This window comes from Nocardioides pacificus (assembly GCF_054775955.1).
Map to the genome: position 1 here is coordinate 483,140 of NZ_BAAHCI010000015.1, position 12,463 is coordinate 495,602.

Annotated in this window: 12 protein-coding genes; 9 read left to right on the forward strand and 3 right to left on the reverse strand. The window is 70.7% G+C overall.

The genetic code is table 11. The features are described from left to right. The first annotated feature begins 6 nt into the window (after positions 1 to 6). From ACYU7L_RS20800 to ACYU7L_RS20835, 8 genes are all read left to right on the forward strand, one after another. Positions 7 to 1,209 carry an amidohydrolase gene (locus ACYU7L_RS20800; protein ID WP_460800560.1) on the forward strand — a complete coding sequence of 401 codons (1,203 nt, stop codon included), beginning with the start codon at positions 7 to 9 and terminating at the stop codon, positions 1,207 to 1,209. A gap of 338 nt (positions 1,210 to 1,547) precedes the next feature. After that, positions 1,548 to 2,459 carry a BMP family lipoprotein gene (locus ACYU7L_RS20805; protein ID WP_460800563.1) on the forward strand — a complete coding sequence of 304 codons (912 nt, stop codon included), beginning with the start codon at positions 1,548 to 1,550 and terminating at the stop codon, positions 2,457 to 2,459. Positions 2,460 to 2,610: 151 nt separating this feature from the next. After that, positions 2,611 to 4,149: an ABC transporter ATP-binding protein gene (locus tag ACYU7L_RS20810; RefSeq protein WP_460800565.1), complete on the forward strand. Its 1,539-nt coding sequence runs from the start codon at positions 2,611 to 2,613 to the stop codon at positions 4,147 to 4,149. After that, the gene (locus tag ACYU7L_RS20815) at positions 4,146 to 5,279 is read left to right on the forward strand and encodes an ABC transporter permease (RefSeq protein ID WP_460800567.1); all 1,134 of its coding nucleotides are present in this window, start codon (positions 4,146 to 4,148) and stop codon (positions 5,277 to 5,279) included. The genes ACYU7L_RS20810 and ACYU7L_RS20815 overlap by 4 nt, the downstream gene beginning before the upstream one ends. Further along, positions 5,276 to 6,541 (forward strand): ABC transporter permease, encoded by a 1,266-nt coding sequence (locus ACYU7L_RS20820; RefSeq protein ID WP_460800569.1) that lies wholly within the window; start codon positions 5,276 to 5,278, stop codon positions 6,539 to 6,541. The genes ACYU7L_RS20815 and ACYU7L_RS20820 overlap by 4 nt, the downstream gene beginning before the upstream one ends. A gap of 2 nt (positions 6,542 to 6,543) precedes the next feature. Next, positions 6,544 to 7,014, forward strand: coding sequence for a cytidine deaminase (locus ACYU7L_RS20825; protein WP_460800571.1), 471 nt, complete (start codon positions 6,544 to 6,546; stop codon positions 7,012 to 7,014). Continuing rightward, positions 6,998 to 8,161 carry a cytochrome P450 gene (locus ACYU7L_RS20830; RefSeq protein WP_460800575.1) on the forward strand — a complete coding sequence of 388 codons (1,164 nt, stop codon included), beginning with the start codon at positions 6,998 to 7,000 and terminating at the stop codon, positions 8,159 to 8,161. Before ACYU7L_RS20825 ends, ACYU7L_RS20830 begins: the two co-directional genes overlap by 17 nt. Positions 8,162 to 8,239: 78 nt before the next feature. Continuing rightward, complete coding sequence (locus ACYU7L_RS20835; RefSeq protein WP_460800577.1) at positions 8,240 to 9,523, forward strand: thymidine phosphorylase; 1,284 nt, start codon at positions 8,240 to 8,242, stop codon at positions 9,521 to 9,523. Between the two features lie 100 nt (positions 9,524 to 9,623). Here ACYU7L_RS20835 and ACYU7L_RS20840 read toward each other — a convergent pair whose 3' ends face one another. After that, on the reverse strand, positions 9,624 to 10,076 hold the full coding sequence (locus ACYU7L_RS20840) for a MaoC family dehydratase (protein ID WP_460800580.1): 453 nt from the start codon (positions 10,074 to 10,076) through the stop codon (positions 9,624 to 9,626). A 54-nt stretch (positions 10,077 to 10,130) separates the two neighbouring features. On the opposite strand from ACYU7L_RS20840, the gene ACYU7L_RS20845 reads away from it, so the two are divergent. Further along, positions 10,131 to 11,237, forward strand: a complete 1,107-nt coding sequence (locus ACYU7L_RS20845; protein WP_460800584.1) for an adenosine deaminase — start codon at positions 10,131 to 10,133, stop codon at positions 11,235 to 11,237. Here ACYU7L_RS20845 and ACYU7L_RS20850 read toward each other — a convergent pair. Together ACYU7L_RS20850 and ACYU7L_RS20855 are read right to left on the reverse strand one after the other, a co-directional pair. Beyond that, positions 11,209 to 11,796, reverse strand: a complete 588-nt coding sequence (locus ACYU7L_RS20850; protein WP_460800587.1) for a hypothetical protein — start codon at positions 11,794 to 11,796, stop codon at positions 11,209 to 11,211. The two genes, ACYU7L_RS20845 and ACYU7L_RS20850, sit on opposite strands and share 29 nt — an antisense overlap. Before the next feature lie 19 nt (positions 11,797 to 11,815). Then, positions 11,816 to 12,415 (reverse strand): uridine kinase family protein, encoded by a 600-nt coding sequence (locus tag ACYU7L_RS20855; RefSeq protein WP_460800591.1) that lies wholly within the window; start codon positions 12,413 to 12,415, stop codon positions 11,816 to 11,818. Between the last annotated feature and the right edge of the window lie 48 nt (positions 12,416 to 12,463).

The window sequence follows — 12,463 nt, forward strand, 5'->3', positions numbered from 1 at the left end:
ACCGCGATGTCCACCTCCGCTCCGGAAGCCTCCGACGCCTCACGCCTGCTCACCTCCGTGCTCCACGACCACGCGGACGAGCTCATCGCCATGCGTCGCGACGTGCACGCCCACCCCGAGCTGTCGTGGCACGAGGCGCGGACCTCCGCCCTCGTCTCGCAGCGTCTGCAGGACGTCGGCTGGAAGATCACCGCGCTCCCGCGCTCAGGACTGATCGCGGACCTCGGCGACGCGGGCCAGCGGATCGCGCTGCGCGCCGACCTCGACGCCCTTCCCGTGCAGGACACCACCGGCGACCCGTGGGCGAGCACCGTGGAGGGCGTCGCGCACGCCTGCGGGCACGACGTGCACACCGTGGGACTGGTGGGCGCGGGGATCGCGCTGGCGGCCCTGCACCGCCAGGGTCTGCTCCAGGGGCGGGTGCGGCTGCTGTTCCAGCCCGCCGAGGAGGTCATGCCGGGAGGCGCGCTGCGGCTGATCGGGCTCGGCGCCCTCGACGAGGTGGGCCAGGTCTTCGGGCTGCACTGCGACCCCACCCTCGACGTCGGTCAGGTGGGGCTGCGCGAGGGGCCGCTCACCGGAGCCGCGGACCAGCTCGACGTCCGGCTGCGCGGGGCCGGCGGCCACACCTCGCGGCCCCACCTGACCGAGGACCTGACCTTCGCGCTGGGCAAGCTGGTCACCGAGCTTCCCGCGATCCTGTCGCGCCGGCTGGACCCTCGTGCGGGCGCGAGCGTCGTGTGGGGGCTGGTCCGCGCGGGTGCCACGCACAACGTCATCCCCGACACCGGGCGGGTGGCCGGCACCGTGCGGATGCTCGACGCCGTCGCGTGGTCCGACGCCGAGCACCTCGTGCGCGAGCTGGTCGAGCAGATCGTCGCGCCGTACGGCGTGCACGCGGAGGTCGGCTATCAGCGCGGTGTCCCGCCCGTGGTCAACGACCATGCGTGCACCGGGCTCCTGGGTCGCGCCGTCGAGCGGGTGGTCGGCTCGGTGGGTCACGTCTCGACCCAGCAGAGCCTGGGCGGAGAGGACTTCGGGTGGTACCTCGACCGCGTCCCGGGAGCGATGGGGCGGCTCGGGACGCGCACGCCCGGCGGTCCGACCTACGACCTGCACCAGGGCAACCTGCGCGTCGACGAGGGGGCGCTGCTGATCGCCAGCGGCGTGCTCGCCCATGCGGCCCTGATCAGCCTCGCGCCTGTCTGAACCCGTCCGGCGGATCGCGCCTGAAATGGGGGATTCGGGACTCTGGGACAGGGGTCGACGGGACTGAGGTCCCGCGCCCGACGGGACCTGTGGTCACTGCCTGATAACGGTTCGGCGCAGTTGTCAGCGACGGCCCTGACGGCATGGTTAGGTGACCATGTAGCGCCCCACATGAGGCGCACAGAGCCTGAGGAGGCGTCTTGCGTCGTACGACGAAGTTCGCAGCTGTGCTGACGGCAGGGGTTCTCGCCCTGTCCGCTTGCGGTAGCGACGATGATGACAATGAGACCAGCAATGGCGGATCCGACAACGCCAGCGAGTCCGAGCTGAAGGTCGGCATGGCCTATGACGTCGGTGGCCGCGGTGACCAGTCGTTCAACGACTCGGCCGCCAAGGGCATGGACCAGGCCATGGAGGAGTTCGGCTTCGAGACCGAGGAGTCCGAGGCCAAGGACGGTGAGGCCGAGACCGCTCGTGAGGAGCGTCTGCGCGTCTTCGCCGACAACGGTTACAACCCCGTCATCGCGGTGGGCTTCGCCTACTCCGCGTCGGTCGCCAAGGTCGCCCCGGAGTACCCCGAGGTCAACTTCGCGATCATCGACGACTCCGGTGCTCAGGGCGACAACATCGCCAACCTGGTCTTCGCCGAGGAGCAGGGCTCCTTCCTGGTCGGTGCGGCCGCCGCGCTGAAGACGGAGACCGACACCATCGGGTTCGTCGGTGGCGTCGAGACCCCGCTCATCCAGAAGTTCGAGGCCGGCTACATCGCTGGTGCCGAGACGGTCAACCCCGACATCACGGTCGAGACGCAGTACCTCAGCCAGGCGCCGGACTTCTCCGGCTTCGCCGACCCGGCCAAGGGCAAGACCGCTGCGACCGGCATGTTCGACGGTGGCGCTGACATCGTCTACCACGCCGCTGGTGGCTCCGGTGGCGGTGTCTTCGAGGCCGCTTCCGAGGCCGAGGGCTGGGCGATCGGTGTCGACTCCGACCAGTACAACACCGCCGACGAGTCGGTCCGCGACGTCATCCTGACCTCGATGCTGAAGAACATCGACGTCGCCGTCTACAACTACCTCAAGGCCCTCGAGGAGGGCGAGGACGTTGCCGGCGAGAAGGTCTACGACCTCTCGGTCGACGGTGTCGGCTACTCCACCACCGGTGGCTTCGTGGACGACATCTCCGAGCAGCTCGACGAGTACAAGCAGCAGATCATCGACGGCGAGATCACGGTCCCGACCGCTCCGTAGTCTGCAACCTCTCATCAACTCCGTGGTCCGGGGGGACGCCGCCCACGCGGCGTACCCCCGGACCACTCCTGTCTGACACGATGTCGCCCGTCCCCCACCTCCCCGGGGCGAACACGTGCTCAGCCACCGCCCCCGGAAGGAGATGCGCGTCGTGTCAAGCCCCGCGCAAGCACCCGCAGGTGACCTGGTCGTCCGCCTCCAAGGCATCGGCAAGCGGTTCCCCGGCGTCATCGCCAACGACAACGTCAACATCGACGTGCGTCGCAGCACCATCCACGCCATCGTGGGGGAGAACGGCGCCGGCAAGTCGACGCTGATGAAGATCCTCTACGGCGTCCAGGCCCCGGACTCCGGGACCATCGAGCTCAACGGTCAGACGGTCTCGCTGTCCTCGCCCGCCGACGCCATCCGGGCCGGCGTGGGCATGGTGTTCCAGCACTTCATGCTCGCCGACAACCTGACGGTGCTCGAGAACGTCGTCCTCGGGGCCGAGAAGCTCCACGGCATCGGCTCGGGTGCCCGTGCCGAGATCGAGCGGCTCTCCCAGGCCTACGGGCTCGGGATCGAGCCCGACACCCTCGTCGAGGAGCTCGGCGTCGGCCAGCGCCAGCGCGTGGAGATCCTCAAGGTCCTCTACCGCGGCGCCAAGATCATCATCCTCGACGAGCCCACCGCAGTCCTCGTCCCGCAGGAGGTCGACGAGCTCTTCGGGAACCTGCGTGAGCTCAAGGCCGAGGGACTCAGCGTCATCTTCATCTCCCACAAGCTCGACGAGGTCCTCTCCGTGGCCGACGAGGTGACGGTGATCCGCGGCGGCACCACCGTCACGACGGTCCCCGCCTCCACGGTCGACTCCCACCAGCTCGCCGAGCTGATGGTCGGCTCCGAGCTCCCCTCCCCGAGCACCGAGAGCTCCACGGTCACCGACGAGGTCCTGCTCAGCGTCGCCGACGTGAGCCTGCCCAGCACGACCGGGGGCCGGGCGCTGCTCGACGGCATCTCCTTCGACATCCACCGCGGCGAGATCCTCGGCATCGCTGGCGTCGAGGGCAACGGCCAGGAGGAGCTGGTCGAGGCCATCATCGGCATGCGGCCCGGAGCGTCCGGGACGATCTCGTTGAGCGGCCGCGACCTCACCGACCTGTCGACGCGCGATCGCCGCGAGGCCGGCGTGGGCTACATCCCCGCCGACCGGCACCGCCACGGCCTGCTGCTCGACTCGCCGCTGTGGGAGAACCGCGTGCTGGGTCACCAGACCCGCCAGCCCTCCAACAAGCACGGTCTCATTGACAAGCGCGCCGCGCGCAACGACACGATCCGCATCATCGAGGAGTACGACGTGCGTACCCCCGGACCCGACGTGCTCGCGCGCGCCCTGTCCGGCGGCAACCAGCAGAAGCTGATCGTCGGCCGCGAGATGAGCAGCGAGCCGATCCTCCTGGTCGCCGCCCACCCGACCCGCGGCGTCGACATCGGCGCCCAGGCCGCGATCTGGGACCACATCAAGCGCGCCCGCAAGGCGGGCCTGGCGGTGCTGCTCATCTCCGCCGACCTCGACGAGCTGATCGGCCTGTCCGACCGGATCGAGGTCATCCTGCGCGGACGGATGGTGGGGACCTTCGACCCCGCCACCGTCACACCCGAACAGCTCGGCTCCGCCATGACCGGAGCAGGGGAGGACAAGGCATGACACCGCGGATCACCAAGATGGTGCTGGGGTTCGCCGCCCCGGTGCTCGCGCTGATCGCCGCATTCGCGATCACCAGCCTGGTGCTGATCGTCGCCGGCGACCCGGTGGGCGAGGTGTGGTCGACCCTGCTGTCGGTCCCCGAGACCCGCAACACCGCCAACATCATCAACAACGGCACCGTGCTCTATCTCTCCGGTCTCGCCGTCGCGGTGGGCTTCCGGATGAACCTCTTCAACATCGGCGTCGACGGTCAGTACCGCATCGCGGCCTTCGTCGCCGCCGTGGTGGCCGGCGAGGCCTGGCTCCCGGGCTACCTCAACACCGCCCTCGCGATCCTCGCGGCCATCCTCGTGGGTGCCGCCTGGGCCGGCATCGCCGGTGTCCTGCGCGCCACCCGCGGCGTCAGCGAGGTGATCGGCACGATCATGCTGAACGCCATCTCCACCTCGGTGGTGGCCTACTTCCTGCGCAAGGCCGCCGTCCGCGAGGAGGGCAGCAACATCATCGCCACGAAGGAGATCCCGGAGAGCAGCCGGATCCCGAGCTTCTCGATCGGCGACGGTCCCGGCACCGACGTCTACGGGTTCCTCTTCATCGCGATCTTCGCGGGCTTCCTCTTCTGGTTCGTGATCAACAAGACCCGCTTCGGCTTCGACCTGCGCACGACCGGCGCGTCCACGACGGCCGCGGTCGCGAGCGGCATCAACGTCAAGAAGATGACGATCACCGCCATGCTGATCTCGGGCGGCATGGCCGGGCTGGTCGGTCTGCCGATCATCTTCGGCAGCTCCTTCAGCTATGGATCGACGTTCCAGGGCGGACTCGGGTTCGCGGGCATCGCGGTCGCGCTGCTGGGGCGCAACCACCCCGCCGGCATCGCCCTGGGCGCCCTGCTCTTCGCCTACCTCGACGAGCGCTCCAACAAGCTCCAGATCGTCGTCGGCGTCTCCCCGGACATCGTCGCGATCACCCAGGGCGTCATCGTCCTCACCGTGGTGATCTCCTACGAGGTGGTCCGACGCGCCGGTGTCCGCGTCGAGCAGCGCCGGGTCGCCCAGGCGCTCGACTCCGAAGCACCAACCGATGACGGTGGTCCGTCGACGAACCTGACCAAGGAGGTCTCGGCATGAGCGTCCCCGCAACCGCGACGGGCAAGGTCGAGGCGGCCAAGCCTGCCCCCCGTCGCAAGCTCTCGGTGGGATGGATCCTGCTGGCCATCGGCGGCATCCTGCTCCTGCTCTCGCTCCTGCGCCTGGTCACCGGGGCCGACGACGTCGCGTCGAGCGGCACGCTGTCCGCGACGCTGATCGCGACCATGCCGATCATGCTGGCCGGTCTGGGCGGTCTCTGGTCCGAACGCGCCGGCGTCGTCAACATCGGCCTCGAGGGCATGATGGTGCTCGGCACCTACGGGGCCGGCTTCTTCGGCTACCACTACGGTGCCTGGGCCGGCGTTGCCGGGGCGATCCTGCTCGGCGCGATCGGCGGCCTGATCCACGCGGTCGCCACCGTGACGTTCGGCGTCGACCACATCATCTCGGGTGTCGCCATCAACATCATCGCGCTCGGTGCGGTGCAGTACCTCGCGAACCTCACCTTCGCGGACCTGCCCGGTGGTGGCCAGACCCAGTCGCCGAAGCTCGACGACGTCCAGTCGATCACCATCGGCCCACTGAGCGACGCCCTCGGCGAGATCGAGGACAAGAACCTGTTCTTCGTCTCCGAGGTCTCGGCGCTGCTGCGGGCCCTGGTCACGAACCTCTCCATGCTCGTCGTGGTCAGCCTGCTGCTGCTGTTCCTGACCTACGTCCTGCTGTGGCGTACGTCGTTCGGTCTGCGCCTGCGCTCGGTGGGTGAGAGCCCCACGGCCGCCGAGTCGCTGGGAGTGAAGGTGCTGCGCTACAAGTTCGCCGCGGTGCTCATCTCGGGCGGCATGGCCGGCCTCGCCGGCGGCTTCCTGGCCCTGGTCGCCTCCAGCAACTACCGCGACGGCCAGACCGGTGGTCGTGGCTACATCGGCCTCGCCGCGATGATCTTCGGCAACTGGCGCCCCGGTGGGCTGCTCACGGGCTCGGGCCTCTTCGGCTACACCCAGGCGCTGGGTCTGCGCAGCGGCGGCGAGTCCGTGCACGCGCTGCTGCTGGCGCTGGCGGTGCTCGCGCTGGCCTACGGGATCTGGCAGGTCCGTCAGGGCCAGAAGGTCACGATGGCTGTGATGATGATGGTGGGCGTCGTGCTCGGCGCCGTCTACTTCTCGATCGACACCGTGCCCGGTGACTTCACCGCGATGACGCCCTACGTCATCACCCTGCTGGTCCTCGCGTTCGCAGCCCAACGGCTACGCATGCCGGCCGCAGACGGTGAGATCTATCGCAAGGGATCGGCGGGCTAGCCATGGCTGCCCACGAGACGTCCGGGCCGGCTGCGGCCGGCCCGGACGGCCCCCACGGCGGTCCCGTCGGCGACTTCGACTGGGAGGCGCTCAAGACGCTCGCGGTCGAGGCTGCCAGCCGGGCCTACATCCCCTACTCGCACTACGCGGTCGGGGCTGCCGCCCGCGTCGACGACGGCCGCGTGGTCACGGGCTGCAACGTCGAGAACGCGTCGTACGGCGTGGGACTGTGCGCGGAGTGCGGGCTGGTCTCGCAGCTCCACATCACGGGCGGCGGACGGCTGACGCACTTCGTGTGCGTGGACGGCCGCGGCGAGGTCATCATGCCGTGCGGCCGCTGTCGCCAGCTGCTCTTCGAGAACGGCGGCCCCAGCCTGCTGCTGTGGACCGTCTCCGGTCTGCGCCGCATGGACGAGGTGCTGCCCGACGCCTTCGGACCTGAGGACCTGAACACCGTTGCTGACCCCCACTGACTCACCCACCACGCACCTCGACCTGAGCTCGCCCGAGGTGGTGGCCGATCCCTATCCCTTCTTCGCTCAGGAGCGTGCGCGCCACGAGGTGGCGTGGCACGAGCCGACGCAGCGCTACGTGACGTTCAGCCACGCCGCGACGAGCGCCGTCCAGCGCGACCGGCGGCTGGGGCGGCTGTGGCAGGACCGCCAGCCGACCGACGTGCTGGAGCCGTTCAACCTGCTCCACCGCAACCAGATGATGGAGAACGAGCCGCCGGAGCACACCCGGCTGCGTCGTCCCGTGGCGCGCGTCTTCAGCCGGGGACACGTGGAGCGGCTGCGCCCGCGGGTGCGGGAGCTGGCCACCGAGCTGCTCGACGAGGTCGACGCGACGTCGTTCGACGTCGTGGGCGACTATGCCGAGCCGCTGCCGGTGCTCGTCATCGCGGACCTGCTGGGCGTCCCGCGCTCCTACTCGCCGTCGCTGCGCGACTGGTCGCAGGCGATCGTGCGGATGTATGAGGCGGCGCCGCCGCAGAGCGTGGTCGACGCGGCCGTCGCGGCGTCGGTGGACTTCGCGGGCCTGGTGCGCGAGCTGGCCGACGAGCGGCGGGCCCACCCCACCGACGACCTGATCAGCGACCTGGTCGGGACCGAGCTCACCTCCGACGAGGTCGTGGCGGCGGCCGTGCTGCTGCTCAACGCCGGCCACGAGGCCTCGGTGAACGTGTTCGGGAACGGGCTCACCGCGATGCTGCGACGCGGGCTGCGCCCCGGTCCCGACGTACCGCTGACCGTCGAGGAGATGCTGCGCTTCGACTCGGCGCTGCAGCTCTTCGAGCGGACGGCGACCGAGGACGTCGAGGTCGGGGGTGTCGTCGTCCGCGAGGGCGAGAAGATCGCCGCCCTGCTCGGTGCCGCCAACCGCGACCCGGCCGCCTTCGCGGATCCCGACGAGTTCGACGTCGCGCGCGACCCCAACCCGCACCTCGCGTTCGGTGTGGGCGTGCACTTCTGCCTGGGAGCGCCGCTGGCACGCATGGAGCTGGCCGAGTCGGTCGCCGCGCTGTGGGAGCGGTTCCCCGACCTGCGGCTGGCGGGCGAGCCCGAGTCGCGTGGCACGTTCGTGCTGCGCGGCTACCACCGGGTGCCGGTCAGCGGCTGAGTCCTGCACGATTCAATGGGTCCCGCAGGGGGACCGACGACATGGCGCCGAGGGGCGCCCGAGGGAAGGACGGCTGCAATGGCGCAGCACGACGCCGTGGAGGTCATCGTCGCCAAGCGCGACGGGGCCGAGCTGAGTGACAGCCAGATCGACTGGGTGGTGGACGCGTACACGCGCGGAGCGGTCGCTGACGAGCAGATGTCGTCGCTGGCCATGGCGATCCTCCTCAACGGCATGAACCGGCGCGAGATCTCCCGCTGGACCGCCGCGATGATCGCCTCGGGGGAGCGGATGGACTTCTCTGCCCTCTCGCGCCCCACCTCCGACAAGCACTCGACGGGCGGCGTCGGCGACAAGATCACGCTGCCGCTGGCCCCGCTCGTCGCCGCCTGCGGCGTGGCTGTCCCGCAGCTGTCCGGGCGCGGGCTGGGCCACACCGGCGGCACCCTCGACAAGCTCGAGTCGATCCCGGGCTGGCGCGCGCTGCTCTCCAACGAGGAGATGATGGCGCAGCTCGAGTCCGTGGGTGCGGTCATCTGCGCGGCCGGCGACGGACTGGCTCCCGCCGACAAGAAGCTCTACGCCCTGCGTGACGTGACCGGCACCGTCGAGGCCATCCCGCTCATCGCCTCGTCGATCATGAGCAAGAAGATCGCGGAGGGCACCGGCTCGCTGGTCCTCGACGTCAAGGTCGGCACGGGCGCCTTCATGAAGGACCTCGACCGGGCTCGCGAGCTCGCCGAGACGATGGTCGCGCTCGGCAAGGACGCGGGCGTGCACACGGTCGCGCTGCTGACCGACATGTCGACCCCGCTGGGGCTCACCGCCGGCAACGCGATCGAGGTCGCGGAGTCGGTCGAGGTGCTCGCCGGTGGCGGCCCGGCCGACGTCGTCGAGCTCACGCTGGCACTGGCCCGGGAGATGCTCGCCGGTGCGGGCGTCACCGGCATCGACCCCGCCGACAAGCTCGCCGACGGCTCGGCGATGGACGCCTGGAAGGCGATGATCCGCGCCCAGGGCGGCGATCCCGAGGCCCCCATGGCCACGGCGCGCGAGTCGCACGTCGTCACCGCGCCCAGCACCGGCGTGCTCACCCGACTGGACGCGATGGCCGTCGGGATGGCCGCCTGGCGCCTCGGCGCAGGTCGCGCCCGGAAGGAGGACCCGGTCCAGGACGGCGCCGGCGTCATCTGGCACGCGCGCCCCGGCGACGAGGTCGTCGCGGGGGCCCCGCTGTTCACTCTGCTGACCGACGAGCCCGAGCGCTTCGAGCGGGCCCTGGCCAGCCTCGAGGGCGGCTACGACATCGGCGAACGCGCGTCGTACCAGGCGCAGCCGCTGCTGATCGACCGCATCTCCTGATCGCCGCCCCCGCCCATGTAACGCGGGGTTATCCGAACTGCCGCAGCGCTATTTCGCTGTGGTGGACGGCATAACCCCGCGTTACATGGGGGGCGGGCGCTCAGGGCAGCAGGAGTACGACGGTCTCGGCGACGCAGGCGGGCTTGGACTCGTTCTCGATCTCCACGACGTACTTCAGCGTCAGCTGCTTGCCCGCCGGGAGGTCGGTGACCTCGCCGACCGACACGGTGGCACGCACGCGCGATCCGACCCGGACGGGGTTGGGGAAGCGGACCTTGTTGACGCCGTAGTTGAGCTTCGCTCCCGGCGTGTCCAGGCTGAACACCTGGCTGCCGAGCCACGGCACCAGCGAGAGCGTCAGGTAGCCGTGCGCGATGGTGCCGCCGAAGGGGCCGTCCTTGGAGCGCTCGACGTCGACGTGGATCCACTGGTGGTCCCCGGTGGCCTCGGCGAACTGGTTGACCCGCTCCTGGTCGATCTCAACCCACTCGCTGGTGCCGAGCTCTTCGCCGACCGCGGCGGCGACCTCGTCGAGGGTGGTGAACACGCGCATTCGTCTGCTCCCTTGGTTCTGCGGCTGTGATGGTCGGGTGGGAGAATGACGCCCATGACAACGACGTCCGACTCCCTCGCCGAACCTACCGCCGCCACGCCTGTGACCCGGGACCAGGTCCACCGCGCGCCCAAGGTGCTGCTGCACGATCACCTCGACGGCGGGCTGCGTCCGTCGACGATCATCGAGCTGGCCGCGGAGATCGGGCACGAGCTGCCCGCGCCCGACGCGGACTCCCTGGGGCGTTGGTTCGTGGAGTCGGCGGACTCCGGCTCGCTGCCCCGCTACCTGGAGACGTTCGACCACACTGTCGCGGTCATGCAGACAGCCGACGCGCTGACCCGCGTGGCCCGCGAGAGCGTCGAGGACCTCGCTGCGGACGGCGTCGTCTACGCCGAGATCCGCTATGCGCCCGAGCAGCACGTCACCGGTGGGCTCAGCCTGGACGAGGTGGTGGGCGCCGTGCAGCGCGGCTTCGACGAGGCCACCGCCGCCGACTCCCGCATCGTGGTGCGCCAGCTGCTCACGGCCATGCGCCACCAGGCCCGCTCGCGCGAGATCGCCGAGCTGGCCGTGGCCTGGCGCGACCGCGGCGTCGCGGGCTTCGACATCGCCGGAGCGGAGGCGGGCTACCCGCCCACCCGTCACCTCGACGCGTTCGAGTACCTCCAGCGCGAGAACTCCCACTTCACCATCCACGCCGGCGAGGCCTTCGGGCTGCCGTCGATCTGGGAGGCCATCCAGTGGTGCGGCGCCGACCGGCTCGGCCACGGCGTGCGGATCATCGACGACATCACGGTGCACGACGACGGCACGGTCGAGCTGGGCAAGCTGGCGGCCTACGTGCGCGACAAGCGGATCCCGCTGGAGATGTGCCCGGCCTCCAACGTGCAGACCGGGGCCGCCGCCTCCATCGCCGAGCACCCGATCGGGCTGCTGAGCGAGCTGCGCTTCCGGGTCACGGTCAACACCGACAACCGCCTGATGAGCGGCACCTCGATGACGGCCGAGATGTGGTCCCTGGTCGAGGCGTTCGGCTACACGCTGCACGACCTGCGCTGGTTCACGATCAACGCGATGAAGTCGGCGTTCCTGCCCTTCGACGAGCGGCTGGCGATCATCGACGGCGTCATCAAGCCGTGGTACGCCGACCCGTCCTGACCGGGACGACCACCAGCCAGGGGACGGCCCAGCCCGAGACCTTCAGGGGCCCGTCGACGAAGGCGCTCCGCAGCACGTCGACGGGCCGCCCCCGGGCCGGGTCGTAGCAGCGCAGCCGCCCGGGCTCCGCGCCGACCACGAGTACGACGTGGCGCGGGGACCGGCTGTTGCCGACGAAGAGCGGCGCGGGCGCCCCGGCGACGAGCGTGGCCACCAGCCGGTCGAAGGCACGCGAGCGGCCGCGCCGGGTGGGCCACACCGGCCGCACGCCGTACGACGATCGCGGCTGGGCGCCGTGCGCGGTCAGCAACCGGGCCAGGGCCCACGGGGCCGTGCCGAGCGCCCGGGGCCACGGCAGCTGGGGCCGGCCGTCCGGCCCCAGCCACGACGCCAGCCGTGCGTGCGTGGACGCGACCTCGTGGACGAACCGGGAGGCCGGGGGAGTGCCCTGCGCGACCCACGCCCGATAGGCCGGCTCCAGGAGCATCCGCGCAGTGACCGCGACGGCCGGACCGCAGGTCGTCTGGTCGGGCTGGACCAGACCTGCGGGGAAGGGCACGGCGGGGTCCACGGGAGGCTCAGGCGTGGACGAGCGACTGGATGGCGTCGTAGGCGTCGTGCGGCCGCATCGGCGTGCAGCCCAGCTCCACGGCGTGCTCGACCACCCGGCGCTGGTCGCGCATCAGCGCCATGCCCCGTCGTACGAGGACAAGGGGAGGCTTGCGGTGCTCGCGCAGGTCGCGGGTGAGCCGGCGCCAGAACGTCACCAGGGGGTGGTGGTGGACGCAGTACGCCGCGGCGACGAGGCCGCGTGTCCGGGCGGCCGGGACGATCTCCTGGGCGAAGATCCCCTCCGCGACGAAGAGACGGTGCCCGCCGAGGTCCAGGGGGCGTGAGCCGCAGCGACCGTCCTGGGCGATCTCATAGATCGGCACCTCGGCGCGCTGCTCGCGGCAGAGCGTCTCGAGGGTCTCGAGCGCGTCGTCGTGCAGCCAGGACGCCGGGTCGTCCCAGTCGACCATCCCGGCGTTCGCGCCGTGCTCGATGCGAGGGAGGTGTGCGTCGCTGCCGTCGCGGTAGAAGTCGTCCAGCCGGAGGACGGGGAGCCCGAGCCGCTCGGCGAGCCGCGACTTGCCGGAGCCCGAGGGCCCGGCCAGGACGATCACTCGAGCGCGCACCGGGCCATTCTGCCGCAGGGGTTCCGGACCCCGGGGAGGGGGATGACC

Coding starts and splice junctions, on each gene's coding strand:
- ACYU7L_RS20805 (WP_460800563.1), top strand. CDS start 1,548: ATGGCCTATGACGTCGGTGGCCGCGGTGACCAGTCGTTCAACGACTCG.
- ACYU7L_RS20815 (WP_460800567.1), top strand. CDS start 4,146: ATGACACCGCGGATCACCAAGATGGTGCTGGGGTTCGCCGCCCCGGTG.
- ACYU7L_RS20825 (WP_460800571.1), top strand. CDS start 6,544: ATGGCTGCCCACGAGACGTCCGGGCCGGCTGCGGCCGGCCCGGACGGC.
- ACYU7L_RS20820 (WP_460800569.1), top strand. CDS start 5,276: ATGAGCGTCCCCGCAACCGCGACGGGCAAGGTCGAGGCGGCCAAGCCT.
- ACYU7L_RS20835 (WP_460800577.1), top strand. CDS start 8,240: ATGGCGCAGCACGACGCCGTGGAGGTCATCGTCGCCAAGCGCGACGGG.
- ACYU7L_RS20845 (WP_460800584.1), top strand. CDS start 10,131: ATGACAACGACGTCCGACTCCCTCGCCGAACCTACCGCCGCCACGCCT.
- ACYU7L_RS20800 (WP_460800560.1), top strand. CDS start 7: ATGTCCACCTCCGCTCCGGAAGCCTCCGACGCCTCACGCCTGCTCACC.
- ACYU7L_RS20840 (WP_460800580.1), bottom strand. CDS start 10,076: ATGCGCGTGTTCACCACCCTCGACGAGGTCGCCGCCGCGGTCGGCGAA.